The 15426-nt window shown below is 64.6% G+C and carries 10 protein-coding genes; 6 read left to right on the top strand and 4 right to left on the bottom strand.

Features of this window, described 5'->3' with window-relative positions:
- Nucleotides 1-142 precede the first annotated feature (142 nt).
- Complete coding sequence (locus H6B15_RS11270) at nt 143-2032, bottom strand: LTA synthase family protein (RefSeq protein WP_204648084.1); 1890 nt, start codon at nt 2030-2032, stop codon at nt 143-145.
- 840 nt (nt 2033-2872) lie between these two features.
- Here H6B15_RS11270 and H6B15_RS11265 point away from each other — a divergent pair.
- The 6 genes from H6B15_RS11265 (at nt 2873) to H6B15_RS11240 (ending at nt 11877) form a co-directional block, all read left to right on the top strand.
- Nucleotides 2873-3706 carry an MYG1 family protein gene (locus tag H6B15_RS11265; RefSeq protein WP_204648082.1) on the top strand — a complete coding sequence of 278 codons (834 nt, stop codon included), beginning with the start codon at nt 2873-2875 and terminating at the stop codon, nt 3704-3706.
- Entirely contained in the window at nt 3703-4614 is a 912-nt protein-coding gene (locus H6B15_RS11260) for a GNAT family N-acetyltransferase (RefSeq protein WP_204648081.1), read from the top strand. Before H6B15_RS11265 ends, H6B15_RS11260 begins: the two co-directional genes overlap by 4 nt.
- Before the next feature lie 216 nt (nt 4615-4830).
- Nucleotides 4831-7317, top strand: coding sequence for a GH25 family lysozyme (locus H6B15_RS15550; RefSeq protein ID WP_345941981.1), 2487 nt, complete (start codon nt 4831-4833; stop codon nt 7315-7317).
- Between the two features lie 43 nt (nt 7318-7360).
- Nucleotides 7361-8992: an MBL fold metallo-hydrolase RNA specificity domain-containing protein gene (locus H6B15_RS11250; protein WP_204648080.1), complete on the top strand. Its 1632-nt coding sequence runs from the start codon at nt 7361-7363 to the stop codon at nt 8990-8992.
- Between the two features lie 535 nt (nt 8993-9527).
- Nucleotides 9528-10889 carry a hypothetical protein gene (locus tag H6B15_RS11245; protein WP_204648078.1) on the top strand — a complete coding sequence of 454 codons (1362 nt, stop codon included), beginning with the start codon at nt 9528-9530 and terminating at the stop codon, nt 10887-10889.
- Complete coding sequence (locus H6B15_RS11240; RefSeq protein WP_204648077.1) at nt 10873-11877, top strand: hypothetical protein; 1005 nt, start codon at nt 10873-10875, stop codon at nt 11875-11877. Before H6B15_RS11245 ends, H6B15_RS11240 begins: the two co-directional genes overlap by 17 nt.
- Nucleotides 11878-11954: 77 nt before the next feature.
- Here H6B15_RS11240 and H6B15_RS11235 read toward each other — a convergent pair whose 3' ends face one another.
- The 3 genes from H6B15_RS11235 to H6B15_RS11225 all read right to left on the bottom strand — a co-directional run bounded on the left by H6B15_RS11235 (nt 11955) and on the right by H6B15_RS11225 (nt 15383).
- Nucleotides 11955-13103 carry an MFS transporter gene (locus H6B15_RS11235; protein WP_204648076.1) on the bottom strand — a complete coding sequence of 383 codons (1149 nt, stop codon included), beginning with the start codon at nt 13101-13103 and terminating at the stop codon, nt 11955-11957.
- Nucleotides 13104-13215: 112 nt separating this feature from the next.
- Complete coding sequence (locus tag H6B15_RS11230) at nt 13216-14445, bottom strand: 6-phosphofructokinase (RefSeq protein WP_204648074.1); 1230 nt, start codon at nt 14443-14445, stop codon at nt 13216-13218.
- Between the two features lie 98 nt (nt 14446-14543).
- On the bottom strand, nt 14544-15383 hold the full coding sequence (locus H6B15_RS11225) for a Cof-type HAD-IIB family hydrolase (protein ID WP_204648072.1): 840 nt from the start codon (nt 15381-15383) through the stop codon (nt 14544-14546).
- Between the last annotated feature and the right edge of the window lie 43 nt (nt 15384-15426).

The raw sequence follows: 15426 nt of genomic DNA, 5'->3' as shown, positions 1-15426 counted from the left end.
CCGGCCGCCAGCTCCCCTTACACAGGGGAGCCAATCTCGGCTCCCCAAGCGGCTGCCTGCCGTCCGCCAAGCAGCCCGCAACATAAAAAACAAAAAATCCCCGCCCTTTCGCAAGGAAAAGGCAGGGCAGGGAAGTCAGGCTTTATCCGTTCAGCCGGAACAAAGCATCGTTCTTTTTGGCGTGGGTGCCGATGTTGTTGTATTCCAGGGCAAAGTAGCCGTGGACCCAGTCGTCGTTGGTCTGGTTTTCTCCAAACACGTGGGTCACACCGTCGGCGTCCATATAGTCGTTGCCGGCGGTCATCAGGGGCACGTCCTCCTTCATGGCCAGCAGATACTTGTAGTAGTCTGTCAGGGGCAGGCCCGCCTGCTCGGCCACGGTGGGCACCAGCATGCACAGGTCCATCCGGTTCAGCGGGTCGCGGTCGTTGGTCTCGCCGGCGTTCTCCAGCGGGTAGTTGGCCCAGATGATGAAGGGAGTGCTGCGCTGCAATACCTGCAGATCGTTCTCGGAAGCCCGGCTCTGGTCCGACACATGGGTGACGAAGCTGGGAGCGTGGTCGCCGGCCATGGCCACAATCACCTTGCGGCCGGTCTGTTCATACACCTGGGTGAAATACTCGGTCAGCTCGCCGAAGGCCGCGTCGGTCATCTTCATGCAGGACAGATACTCGTCCATCACCGAATCATATTCGCCGTAGTCGGTGGCCGCATGCACGATGTCCAGTTCCGGCTCGTTCATGTCGTAGTCGCCGTGGCTCTGGATGCTCACCAGGAAGGTGAACCGGGGCTGGTCCTCCGGCATGGACTCGTACATGGCTTCCAGGTCCTTGTAGGTGGCGCTGTCGGTCTGGTAGGGACGGTTGCCGTAATACTCCTGGGTGGGGAAGCTGTCCTGGAAATACACATTGTCAAAGCCCAGGGCCAGCCAGGCGCTGTTGCGGCGGTAGTTCAGGTTGGTGTAGGGGTGGGCCGCCATGGTGGAGTAGCCCAGGTCCTCCAGATAGCTGACCACGCTGTCGGCGCCGTAGAGGTTCAGCCAGTTGAAGGGGGTGATGCTGGGCATGAGCATCAGAGAATTGGAGGTGAGCATCTCGTATTCGCTGGAGTTGGTGCCGCCGCCCACCTGGGGGGACACGGTGTGGCCGTAGATGCTGTTTTCCAGGTTCTTGGTCACCGGCATGATCTCGGTGTCCGCCTGCAGGTCGGTGACCAGGTCAAAGTCGTAAAAGCTCTCGGACAAAATCAGCACAATGTCCGGGTATTCCTGCTCGGAGACCGCGGCGGTCTCCGGCGTGTAGTTCCGGGTGGAGGCCGCGGCGGTTTCGGCGGCCTCGTCGGAATAGTTGTCCGGCTGCACGATGGGGTTCATCAGCAGCCCCGCCGACTCGATGGTGCCCGCCAGATACCCGTACTTATAATAGGTAAGCTGCCAGGCCCAGCCGTAGGTCTGCTTGGGCTTGACCGCAAAGGGGGCAAAGTATCCCACATACAGAATGAGGAAGATGCCCACGAAACACCCGGCCCAGCGTGTCAGCCGCTGCTTCCAGTGGATTTTGGGGGGCTTGCTGCGGCCGTAAGCCAGAAAATGCTGGGCCACCGCGATAGCCAGCACCGGCACGCACAACCCCACGATGGTGAGCACCGTCTGGGTGATGCGCAGGGTGTAGCTGCCCATGACCGCGGCAGCGGTGCCGATGTTCAGGATATCCTGGGGCATGAGGGCGGTGCCGTGCAGGTCCCGGGTGTAATAGTTCACGATGGCCAGCAGGGTGAACAGCGCCCCCGAAAGGCCGGTGGCCAGGCTCCACCGCCCGATGAAGGCAAAGAACACCAGGGTCAGGCAGAAGGCCGTCAGGGCATTGAGGGGGGCGTACAGCGGCCACTGCCCGGCCAGATAGTCGGGGGTGACGCCGTCGGAAAGTTCCAGCTGATACCGGGCCACAAAAGCCGCGGCCACCGCCAGCACAAAGGGCAGTACCTTGCCCAGCCAGAAGGCCCTGCTGCGGAGGGTTTTACTAAAATTTTGCATAACTACTTCCTTTTTTGGACAACTGAGAAAATAAGTGCGATGTATCGACAACCTATTATTATACCAGATTTGCAGGAGGATGCAAGTGGGAGAGTTTTTCCTTTTTTGTGGCTGAAAAGGAAACGAAAAATTCTGCTTTTGTGTTGTTGGCTTCTTGGCAAGCGGCAGTTTGCCGGAAAGTTGTCGCTTTTTGGCGTCAAAAAGCGACGGAAAAACCGCCACCGTTTCGATGCGGTGGACGCCGACCAGGGCTGCGGCCCTGGACCCGGGGATGCGGCCACCTTACGACGGACTATTCACCGGCCTGGGGGCCGGTGAACAAGGATAAGGATTTGAAACCATTTCCCGGCAGCTGCTGCTGAAGGCTCCCCTGTGCAAGGGGAGCTGGCGCCGACAGGCGACTGAGGGGTTGGAGACTTGGAGGTATTGCCCGATGACGGGAAAGGGGGCAAGGTTTCCAACCCCACCGCCGCTGCGCGGCACCTCCCCTTGCACAGGGGAGGCTTTTTGGAGGTGCTATTCAAATCCATTCCTTGCTCAGGTCCCCCAGGACCTGAGTAGGCCGTCCCGGAGGGGTGGCCGCATACGGGTCCAGGGTTGAAAACCCTGGCCGGCGGCCGCCGCATCGGAACGGCGGGCCCTTTTCGTTTCCTTTTCGGGCACGAAAAGGAAAGAGTTCCCGGTCGGCAGCTGCCTGCCAAGTAGCCAAAACGAACCCCAAAGGAAAAACCAAGAAAAACACCACAGCTTTCCCCCACCCCCCAAATGTGCTATAATAAAACCCGTCCAACCAAAACCCATCGGCCTTTCCGGCCGTGTTCCATACAGGAGGAAAATCCCATGAAAATTCCGTCCAAAGGCTTCACCCACGGCGGCAAATTCCACGCCGACGACGTGTTTTCCACCGCCTTGCTGCGCATCCTTCGCCCCGACATCCAGATCACCCGGGGCTTCACCGTGCCGGACAATTTTGACGGCATCGTCTTCGATATCGGCGGCGGCATGTTCGACCACCACAGCGAACCCCGGGAATCCCGCCCCAACGGGGTGCCCTACGCCGCCTTCGGCCTGCTGTGGCGGGTGCTGGGCGCCGGGCTGGTGGGGGAGCACCAGGCCCGTCTGCTGGATGAAAACTTCGTCCAGCCCCTGGACCTGAACGACAACACCGGGGAACAGAACTCCCTGGCCGACGCCATCGGCTCCTTCAACCCGGTGTGGGATTCCAAGGACGACCCCGACGAGTGTTTCTGGCGGGCAGTGGCGGTGGCCGACCAGATCCTGCGCAACGAGATCGCCGCTGCCAACGCCGTCAACCGGGCGGACGAGACGGTCCAGCGTGCCTGGAAGGCCGCCAAGGACGGCATTGTGGTGCTGCCCGCCTACATGCCCTGGAAAAACGGCCTGTACAAGACCGACGCCATCTTTGTGGTGTATCCCAGCCAGCGGGGCGGCTACAGCGCCCAGTGCGTCACCGACTACAAGACCCGCCGCAGCAAGGTGCCCTTCCCCCCGGCCTGGGCCGGGCAGCCCGAAGCCGTTCTGCGGGAACGCAGCGGTCTGGGCCTGCGGTTCTGCCACCCCAGCCGCTTCCTCATCACCGCCGATGACAAGGACCAGGCGGTGGAAGCCTGTCGCCGCGCCCTGCGCGCCGCCGGAAAGCCGGTGAGCGAATGAGCAGCGCCTACCTCCACGACGACCCGCCCCGGGGCTTTGCCCCCAGCACCGCCGACCTGCGTGCCACCGACGCCCCCACCGCCTGGGTCTACATGGTCCGCTGCGCCGACGGCAGCCTGTATTCCGGCTGGACCAACGACCTGGCCCGCCGCCTGCACAACCACGCCGGGGGCACCGGCGCCCGGTACACCCGCATGAAGGGCGGGGCCAGGCTGGCCTATGCCCGGCGCTGCGCCGACAAGAGCGAGGCCCTGCGCCAGGAAGCGGCGCTGAAAAAGCTTTCCCGCCCCGAAAAGGAGGCCCTGGCCGATGCCTGGGCCGCCGAGCACAAAGTCACCGTCCGCCTGGCCACCGAGGAGGACGCCCAGGCCGTGGTGACCTTGTACAACTGGTACGTCACCCACTCCACCGCCACCTTCCAGTATGAACTGTCCACGGTGGAGGAGATGAAAGAAAATATCCGGGGCGTGCTGCAGCGGGCCCCCTTCCTGGTGGCGGAGGACGCTGCCGGCCGCCTGTGCGGCTATGCCTGCGCCCATCCGCTGCACCCCCGGGCCGCCTACGGCTGGTGCGTGGAGACCACCATCTACTGCGCCCCCGACTGCATGGGCCAGGGGGTGGGGGGCAAACTCTATCGCCCCCTGCTGGCCATGCTCAAGGCCCAGGGCTACCGGGAAGCCGCCGCCCTGATCACCCACCCCAATCCCGAAAGCGAAGCCTTCCACAAGGCGCTGGGGTTCTTCAAGGCAGGCACCCAGCCCCGGTCGGGGTACAAGTTCGGCCGCTGGCTGGACGTGCAGACCTGGTGGCTGCATCTGGCCGACGAATCCGACAGGGGAGAGCCCGCCCCCGTGCGCCTGGGCCTGACCGAGGCCGAAGTGCGCGCAATTCTGGAAAAAACGCAATAAACCACGTCCCGTTTCCGGCTTGATTTTACACATTTTGCCGGAAACGGGCGTTGTAATTTCACGGGCAAAATGGTACTATTAATCTATATATAAAAGGAAACTGCGGGCGGAAAACCGCCGCCCCGCCCCAAGATAAAAGAGGACTGTTATGGAAAAGGACCGCAAAACCGTGCATCGGCGTTCGGCCCCGGCGCCCTGCTGCTGGCCGGCGTCTGTGTGCTGGCCGTCATTCTGACCATCATCATTGTGGTCATTGCCGGGCGGGACAAGGGCCCCCGGGAACCGGCGGTGCCCGATGTGGGCACCGCCGCCGGCGCCTGGGCCAAAAACGAAAACGGGTATTATTTCAACGATGCGGGGGAAGTGATTCTGCCCGCGGTGAAAAAGGGCATTGATGTGTCCAAATACCAGGGCGAGGTGGACTGGGAGAAAGCCCAGGCCGCCGGCATCGACTTTGCCATTCTGCGCTGCGGCTTCGGCAGCGAGTGGAACGGGGAAGGGGAGTACGCCCAGGACGACGAGTACTGGGAGCGCAACGCCGACGAGTGCACCCGACTGGGCATCCCCTTCGGCGCCTACCTCTACTCCTACGCCACCACCGAGGAGCAGGCCCGCAGCGAGGCCGACCATGTGGCCCGGCTTCTGGGGCTGAAAGCCCCCGACCACGAGGGTCTGACCGACTATACATCCAAGGCATACAAGCTGGACTATCCCGTGTATTATGACCTGGAGGACAAGGCCATCACCGGCCTTTTCCCCGAGGAGATGGCCAAACTCACCGCCGCCTTCTTCGACCAGCTGGAAAGCTGGGGCTACACCGGGGAACAGGGGGTCTATGCCTCGCTGAACTGGACCCGGGGCCGTCTGATGGACGCGGGCTTTGATGAGTGGCGGGACAATTTCTGGATCGCCCGGTTCAACTCCGACCTGGGCTACACCGGCCCCTACACCATGTGGCAGGCCAGCTACACCGAGCCCGGCGCCGCCTACGGGGTGCAGAGCGAGACGGTGGACATCGACTTTGTGATGGAGGAGCTGCTGCTCACCGGCATCACCGACGCCAAGGCCGCCGCGGCCCAGCCCAGCTTTACCAACGACACCTATACCAACGAACTGTGGCTGGGCGCCGCCAAGGACAAGGTGACCCTGACCACCGACGAAGTCACCGAGGAGGAGGGCGGACAGCGCATCTTCTGGACTTCCAGCGATGAGAATGTGGCCACCGTGAACAAGAAGGGGGTTGTTACCGCCAAGGGGGACGGCAGCTGCATCATCACCGCCACCCTGGCCGACGGCCGCCAGACCGCCGACGTCACCGTGCGGGTGGGGGAGGTGAGCGTGCCCGTCTACGCCACCGGCAACCTGCGGGGCGTCACCGACAACGGCACCGTCACCCTGGCCGACGTGGCCGCTCTGGCTTCCGACACCGACGCCATCCTGCTGGACGCCGGGGGCAGCGTGCAGGGCACCGCCAACACCAGTCTCACCGGCGGCATGGATATAACCTCCTCCTTTGCGGCGGCGGGGTATGACCTGCAGGCCTTCGACGGGGTGGACCTGGCCTTCGGTCCCGAACGGCTGCTGGACGACGTGGTCACCGCCAACGGGCCTTCCCTGGCTGCCAACCTGCGCGGCACCGAGGGGGCGCCCCTGTTCTACCGGTCCACCTGCTGGAGCCGCAACCGCATTTCCAACGGCATGAACTACACGGTGCAGCGGGCGGGCAAGACCATCGGGTTCTTCTCTCTGGCTTCCACCGGCAACTACGCCCACGCCAACGGCATGTCCGCTGACGACCTGGCCCAGACCGCCTCGGAGCAGGTGGCGGCCCTCAAGGCCGCCGGCGCCCAGGCCATCCTCTGCATTGCCGGGCCGGACACCGATGTATCCCCCATCCTGGGCGACCTGAAAAACCTGGGTGTCAGCGCGGTCATCAGCGCCAATGCCGCCGAAACCACCACCGACGGCCTGCCGGTGGTGGCTGTGTCGGGCGGCCTGGACGGCGTGGGAAGCCTGGAACTGGTGTTTGACGCCAAGGGTGGGGTGAGCGTGCGCAACGCCCAGACCCTGCCCGCCGCCACCCTCCAGGCCAACCGGGAAAGCCTGTCCGACGACGCCCGGGCTACCTACGATTCCACCACCACCAGCCTGCAATCCCTGGCGGCGGGGGACGATTCGGTGGCGGGGCAGACCCTCTTCACCCTTGAGGAGGAGAAAAAGACCGTCTCCTTCGGCAACTATGTGGCCGAAGTGTGGCTGGCCTACGCCGACGGCGACAAGGACAACTGGCAGAGCCTGGAGGACGGCCTGGCCGACCTGCCCCTGACCGCCGTGGCGGGGGGCGTGACCCAGCCGGAATACGGGGAGGTCACCCGGGGCGCCCTGCTGAACAGCCTGCCCGCGGGGGCCCGGGTGCAGCTGGTGAAGACCACCGCCGAGGCGGTGTCCCAGCTGCTGCAAAGCGGAACCGTCACCCAGACCTACGCCGACAGCCTGGTGGGCTACGAGTACGAGGGGGACGCCCTGCTCATCACCGACACCACCACCCTGCGCACCCTCAGCGACCAGAACTACACCGTCCTGCGGGATTACGGGGACGCCTTCTGGGATGTGCGGATGAACATCAACGACCGCACCAACAACTTTGCCGACCCGTTCGTGCTGCCCGAAGCCCCTGCCTACGGGGCGGGCCGGGTGAGCTGAACGACAAAACAGAATAACGCCACTGCGGGAAGGAGCGTTCGTCATGAAACTGACCTTTTTGGGCGCCGACCGGGAAGTCACCGGCAGTTGTACCCTGCTGGAGACCGGCGGCCACAGAATCCTCATCGACTGCGGCATGGAGCAGGGGAAGGACACCTATGAGAACGCCGACCTGCCCTGTGCCCCCGGCGAGATCGACGCGGTGCTGCTGACCCACGCCCATATCGACCATTCGGGGCGGATTCCCTACCTGTACAAAAACGGGTACAAGGGGCCCATCTACTCCACCGACGCCACCATGGACCTGTGCGGCATCATGCTGGAGGATTCGGCCCACATCCAGGAGCAGGAGGCGGAGTGGAAGAACCGCAAAGCCCAGCGCAGCGGCCGGGACCTGATCGAACCGGACTACACGGTGGAGGACGCCCTGGCGGTGATGGCCCAGTTCAGGGCCCAGCCCTACGGCAAGCGGGTGCCGATTGTGGACGGGGTGGAAGCCTGCTTCACCGACGTGGGGCATCTGTTGGGCAGCGCCTCCATCAGCCTGTATATCACCGAGAACGGCAACACCGAGACCATCGTCTTTTCGGGGGACATCGGCAACCTGAACCAGCCCCTGCTGCGGGACCCCCAGTACCTGACCGACGCGGATTATGTGGTCATGGAATCCACCTACGCCGGGCGCAGCCATGGGCCCAAGCCGGACTATGTGGGGGAACTGACCGAAATTTTGCAGCGCACCTTTGACCGGGGCGGCAACGTGGTCATTCCCAGCTTTGCGGTGGGCCGCACCCAGGAAATGCTTTATTTCATCCGCCAGATCAAGGCCGAAGGGCGCATCAGGCACCACGACGGCTTTGAAGTCTATGTGGACAGCCCGCTGGCCAGCAAATCCACCAACATTTTCCGGGAAAACTACTCCGAATGTTACGACGAGGAGGCCCTGGCCCTGGTGAACAAGGGGGAAAACCCTCTGCAGTTCCCCAACCTGCGCATCAGCGAGACCAAGGAAGACTCGGTGGCCATCAACGCCGACCCCAATCCCAAGGTGATCATATCGGCGTCCGGCATGTGCGACGCCGGGCGCATCCGCCATCATCTCAAGCACAACCTCTGGCGGGAGGAATGTACCATCCTGTTTGTGGGGTACCAGGCGGGCGGCTCGTTGGGCCGGGCGCTGCTGGAGGGCATCGACGAGGTGAAGCTCTTCGGCGAGACGGTGCAGGTCAATGCCGAGATCGCCCAGATGTCCGGCATGTCCGGCCACGCGGACAACGAAGGGTTGCTGCGGTGGATCCACAGCTTTGCCCCCAAACCGGGGTTTGTGTTTGTGAACCACGGCGAGGACGCCGCCTGCGCCGACTTTGCCAAGGCCCTGCAGCTGGAAGGCTACGCCGCCGAAGCCCCCTACAACGGCGGAGAGTACATCCTGGGCGGGGGACAGGTGCACTGTGTGGCCCCCGGCAACCGGGAAAAGATCGCTCCCAAGGAACCGGGCACCTCCACCGCCCCCGAAGGCTACAAGTCCCGCCGTGCGGCGGCCGCCTACGAACGGCTGGTCAACATGGGCAAGCGGCTCATGGTGGTCATCGAGCACAACCGCGGCGGCGCCAACAAGGACCTGGCCCGCTTTGCCAGCCAGATTGCCTCGCTGTGTGATAAGTGGGACCGGTGAGTTTTTGAATTTTTGACAGGCGGCTTCTTGGCGGACGGCAGTCTGCCGGGGACTCTTTCCTTTTCGTGCCCGAAAAGGAAGGGATTTTAATACCATTGCCCGGTAGCAGCTGCTGAAGGCTCCCCTGTGCAAGGGGAGCTGGCGGCCGGAAGGCCGACTGAGGGGTTGGAGACTTGACGGTATTGCCCGGTAACGGGAAATCAGGCATGGTTTCCAACCCCACCGCCGCTGCGCGGCACCTCCCCTTACACAGGGGAGGCTTTCCGGAAGCATCGTTTTAATCATTTTCCTTGCTCAGGTCCCCCAGGACCTGAGTAGGCCGTCCCGGAGGGGTGGCCGCACACGGGTCCAGGGTTGAAAACCCTGGCCGGCGGCCGCCGCATCGGAACGGCGGGCCCTTTTCGTTTCCTTTTCGGGCACGAAAAGGAAAGAGGTAACGGCAAGCAGCCGTTTCCCCCGGCAGACTCCCGTCTGCCTTCCCCCAAATAACCCAAGAGCGGGAAAACCAAAATTCCCGCAGAAAGGCGGTTTCCCTTTGTTTCACCGCATACCAAAAATCTTGCGCACCCTGCTCACCCTGCTGGGGGTGGGGGTGCTTTCGGTGGTGCTGACCTTCCTCATGCACAACCAGGATACCTACCGCACCGGCTTCTGGGACGACTACTCCCAGTCCCTGGTCTTTGCCCGCATTTTGCAGATGCAGCAGGACCAGAGCGCCCCCGGCGGGTTCCTGGGCAGCTACACCGGGGAGTTCGGCGACACCCAGAACCGGTATCTTTACCGGGAAAACACCCCCGTCACCCCCGACCAGTACCTGAGCTACACCCACCAGACCGGGCTGCAGGGCCTGGGGTTCGGGGTGCTCAACAAGGTGTTTTCGGTGTGGCAGGATAACGGCGAGGCCCGGGAACGGATGCTCTACGCCGCCAACAGCATCCTGTTCTACGCCGTGTCTCTGGGGTTGTGCATCGGGCTGTGGCGGACCTTCGGCGCCCCCGCCGCCGTCGGCTGGATGGCCGCGGTGCTGCTCTCCCCCTGGGTGCAGCGGGGCATGAAGGACCTGTACTGGTGCCTGTGGACCTGGCTGCTCCCCGCCCTGGCGGGGCTGGCCCTGTGCGCCGCCACCAAACGCAAACGCATCACCCCCGACTGGGCCTACTTCCTGGTCTTTGCCGCCGTCCTGGTGCGGTGTATGTGCGGGTTTGAGTTCATCTCCACCTTCCTGATCCTGGCCGAAATCCCCCTGTTTGTCTGCTGGGTGCTGGCCTTGGGCCGCAAACGCCCGGCCTGGGGCTGGTTCATGCGGATGGTCCGCACCGGGCTGGCCTGTCTGGCCGGGGTGGTGGTGGCCCTGGCCGTCTGGCTGGTGCAAAGCCTGCTCTACTTCGGCAACTGGGCCGACGCGGTGGACAACGTGGTGGCCGCAGCTCTGCGCCACACCACCGGCGGCACCGCCACCGCCGCCGCCATGCTGGACCGCTACTTTGTGCAGGGGGACGCCATCCTGCAGATCGGCCCGGTGGGCCTCACCCCGCCGGTGTGGCTGGCAATCTGCCTGGCCGCTTTTGTGCTGGCTGCGGTGGTGCTGTTTCTTCGCCGCCGCGCCCTGCCCCCCGAATACGCCGGGCTGGCTGCCCTCTTTGTGCTGGGTCTGGCCGCCCCCGTCAGCTGGATGGTGCTGGCCCCCGCCCACTGCGAGCCCCATCCCCACCTGATCCCCATGCTGTGGAACTTCGCCTTTGCCCCGGCGGGGGCGGCATCCATCGGCGGTCTTGTGCGCCTGGCGGTGGCCAGGCCCGCCAGGCCTGCCCCGATGCCCGCACCCCCGGCGGCGGAATCCCCGGCGGACAAACCCGCCGAACCGCAACAGGAGACTCCCCATGCTGACGCCGACTGACCGCAAGCTGATCCAAAAATACACCCTGCTGCCCCTGCTGGCCCGGGACGGCCTGACCGCCTGCGCCGTCATGCTGGTGCTGACCGAAGCCCTGACCGCCGCGGACTCGGTGTTTTTCCATCGCCGGGACGCTTACCGCCCCGGGGTCATCCTGGGCTTTGTGCTGGCGGTGCTGCTGGGGGCCGGGGCCATCGTCTGCCTGGTGGCCGCCCGCCGCCGCAGCACCGACCCCGCCTGGCTGGACCTGTGTGACCGTACCCTGCGGGCCGGGCCTTTTGCCCCCGGCGCCGGGCCGGACCTGCCCCCGGGCACCGTGGCCCATTGGTGGGAGATTCCCACCCCGCCGGCGTCGGCCGTGACCGTGGGGGTGGTGCTGCTGCCGGCGGCGGTGCTGCTGTCGGTGTTTCTGCCCCGGTACGGGGCCGGGGCCCGGCAGATAGAGGAAAGCAAACAGCTGGCCGCGGCCGGGCTGCAGTCGGTGGCCGCCACCCTGGAGGAAGCCGGCTGCACCGGCGTGTGGTACAGCGACCCCTACGACCAATACGCCGACTACGGGTACTATGTCTCGGGGTATCTTTCCGGCGGGGAGGATGTGTTCATCACCCCGGAGGACGTGAAGGTCTCGGTCCTGGTGGACAACCGGGGACAGGTGGCCGAAATAGAGTACATCCTGGGGGTGGACATCCAGCAGACCCCCGAGGAAAACCTGGACCGGGCCCGCACCCGGCTGGAGGAAGCCACCCGGGTGCTGCAGGGCATCCCCATCCCTGACGGGGCGGGGGACTATTTCGCCCCCGAGCTGCTGCCCGACGACTTTGCCGAAAAGATGACCGCGGCTTACCCCTATGAGGAGGCGTACACCTGGTACGACACCGACGACGGTCTGACCGTGAGCACCGACTACTGCACCGACCCCGAGGAGGAGTACGGACAGTATGACAGCGCCTACATCCGGGTGCGGGTGAGCGACCCCAACGCCTGGGAATGATCATGACAGCAAAACTCCCCCGTTTCCGGGGCCTGCTTCGGCAGACCGGAAACGGGGGAGTTTTTATGGTGCAAAGTTCAGGCGGGGGCATCGGCGCGGGATTCCCGGCGCACCAGGGCGGCAAAGAGCAGCATCCCGGCGCAGGGCAGGATGTTGCAGGCCATGCCGGCGGTGAGCCCGGCGGCGTCGGCCACCAGCCCGATGACCCAGGGCATGAGGATGGCCCCCAGCCCCGCCGCGGGCAGCATGACCCCCATGCTGGTCACGCTGGTCATCTTGCCGGCGCAGGCCACGGCGGTGGGGTTCATCCCCGCAATGGACAACGCAAACAGCAACAGCAGCAAAAGGGCCGGTACCTGGGTGCGGGCCAGCATCAGCCCGCCGTAAAACACCGTGCAGCCCAGGCCCATGATCATCATGGCGGTGTAGGGATTCTTGGGCGGGCGCACAAAGGCCAGGTACAGCCGTCCCGCCATGGTGGCCCCCCACAGCAGGGTGACGGTGTAGGGGCTCACCGCCCCGCTCAGGATGCCCTGGTCCTTGAAGTAGGTCACCAGCCAGCCGGTGACGCTGGTCTCGGCCCCGTTCTGGCAGAAGAGCAGGGCGGTGAGCAGCCAGAATTTCCGGCTGCGGCAGAAACTCCAGTCCGGCCGGGCCGCCCCCTGCCGCTGCCCGGTGAGGGAGGCGGGGGCCAGGGCAAAGGCCAGCAGCAGGCCCAGGCCCAGCACCGCCAGCAGGTTGGTGGGGCCGGAAATCCCGAAAGCCGCCGAAGCCCCCGCCGCCACAAAGGGACACAGCAGCGCCCCGCAGGCGTAGCAGCTGTGCATGGTGTTCATGCCCCGGGTGCGGTCGGGGACGTTGTCCCCCACCAGGATGGTGCAGGCGTTGATGGCCCCGCCCTTGGCCAGGCCCACCAGGGCAAAGGCCGCGGTGAGCAGCCATACCTGCCCGGATACCCCCATGAGGGCGTAGCCCAGGGTGTAGCCGGTGCCCAGGATCAGGGTGGTGGTCTTCAGCCCCAGACGGCTGGGCAGCACCCCGGCCAGAAACCCGGCCACCAGGTTGCCCACGCTCATCACCGAGATCAGCGACCCCGACACGCCGTAGGCCAGCCCGTACCGCTGCTGCAGCAGGCTGACCACCACCCCGCTGCTGATGGCGCAGATGCCGCTGAGGAAAAAGGCCGCGTAGCCCACACGCCGGGCCCGCACGGATGCGTTGTTCATGACAAAATCCACTCCCATACCCATACAAAAAAGCACGCGCCGAAAACCGGGCTTCTGGCGGCGGTCCTCGACGCGTGCAGCGTTCGGATGATGGATCCCCCGGCGCGGGCGCTCAGCCCTGCAGGTGGATGTGCTGGGGTACGCCGTTGATGTAGATGGGGGTCAGTTCGGCCTGAATCAGCGGCCGGGCGTACTTTTCAAACTGTTCGTTCAGATGCATGCCGTCGGGGGTGATCCAGTCGGCGGGCACGCACTTTTCCTTGTTGGCCACCTCGGCCACGTCCACGGTGGTGGTTTCGGTGCGGTAGGGCATGTCGGACAGCCGCACAATGCCGCACATCTTGCCGGTCTGGCCGTTGTAGGCGGCTTCCACGGCGGCGCCGCCCACCTGATAGGCCTCGGTGATGTCGGTGCGGCTGGCCAGATGGGAGGCACACCGCTGCAGGGTGGAAAATTCGATGGCCCGGGTCTTGCAGCCCAGCCGCACCCGGATCAGGTCGGCCAGGTACCGGCTGGTGCCGGACAGGATGGCCTTGTGGCCGAAGGCGTCCAGCTGGCCGGCGGTGCTCACCAGATCGCACAGGAAGACGCCGTCCTTGTTCTTCACGCCCTCGCTGGCGGCAATGATCACGTTCTTCTTTTCGGCGGTCAGGTCGGCCACCCGCTTCAAGAACGCTTCCTCGTCAAAGGTGCGTTCCGGCAGCAGGATAATGTCCGGCCCGGCGCTGTCGCTGCCCGCAGCCAGGGAAGCCGCCCCCGCCAGCCAGCCGGTGTGGCGGCCCATGATCTCGGCCACCGTCACGCTGCGCAGGTCGTACACGCTGGAATCGCAGATGACTTCCTTCAAAATGGTGGCGATGTACTTGGCCGCGCTGCCGTAGCCGGGGGTGTGGTCGGTGCCCATCAGGTCGTTGTCGATGGTCTTGGGCACGCCGATGAACCGGATCTCGCTGTTCTTCACGGCGCCGTAGGCCGCCAGCTTGGCGATGGTGTCCATGGAGTCGTTGCCGCCGATGTACAGCACCGCCCCGATGGAATACCGCTTGAACAGGTCAAACAGGATCTGGTAGGGTTTTTCGTTCACGGCAAAATCGGGCAGCTTGTGGCGGCAGCTGCCCAGAAAGCTGGACGGGGTGCGCTTGAGCAGCTCAATGGCCATCTTGTCGCCCAGCTGGTCGTTCAGATCCACGATGCGGCCTTCCAAAAGACCTTCAATACCATACTGCATGCCGTACACATGCTGGGCGCCGAATGCCCGGGCGCTTTCAAACACGCCGGCCAGGCTGGAGTTGATGACGGCGGTGGGCCCGCCCGATTGCCCGACAAGGAGATTCCATGCCATATGTCTTTCACCTTCTTTGGGTTGATTCCTGCGCACAAAAGGTACGCATAGTTTACTATTTTACATTGTATGCGAGCGCGGCCAAAAAGGCAAGCTTTTTACGCAACAGGTTTGCCCAGAGCATAGGTTTCAATGGCCGCGGCCACCCCGTCGTGGTTGTTGTCCAGGGTGATCACGTCGGCCACCTCCTTCACTTCGGGAAAGGCGTTGGCCATGGCCACCCCCAGCCCGGCCAGACGCACCATCTCCAGGTCGTTGCCGCTGTCGCCGCAGGCCATGACCTGGTCCTTGCGCAGGCCCAGATACTCCGCCAGGGCCATCAGACCCCGGCCCTTGTTCACCCCGGGGGCGTTCAGTTCCAGGTTGTCCTTCACGCTGCTGGTGGCGTCCACCTCGGGGCAGGCGGCCAGCACCGCTTCCCGGGCAGCGTCCCGAAGCTCGGTGCTGGCATACATGATGCTGAACTTTTCCACCTCGCCGGGGCGGCTGCGGATGAGGGCGGCCAGATCGTCCACCACCACCCGGCTGTCCCGCACGTAGGACAGCAGTTCCGGCGGGCAGCAGGCTTCCACAATGGCGGCGCTGGCGGGGTCGGTGTAGCATTCGCCGTTCACAAACAGGCTCAGGGAAGAGGAAAACCGCTGTACCACTTCCAGCACACGCAGGGCCAGGTCGGTCTCAAAGGGCAGGGTCACAATGGCCTTGCCGGTGGCCAGCTCTACCACGCTGGCCCCGTTGGAGGTCAGGGCGTAGCGCACCCCCGGCATGTGCAGGAATTCCTTGGGCACGCCGGTCACCGACCGCCCGGTGGCGGGAATCACGTCGATGCCTTTGTCCAGGGCGGCCCGGATGGCTGCCAGGGTGCGGGGGGTGATGTGCTTCTGATCATCAAAGACCGTGCCGTCCAAATCCAGCGCGATCAGGCGGATATCCTGCATGGTGCTGCCTCCTTGCGGTCCCGGCACCCAGTGGGCGCGGGTC

Source organism: Gemmiger formicilis, assembly GCF_016900095.1.
GTDB classification, from domain to species: Bacteria; Bacillota; Clostridia; order Oscillospirales; family Ruminococcaceae; genus Gemmiger; species Gemmiger formicilis_A.
This window is presented reverse-complemented; position numbering and strand designations above follow the sequence as displayed.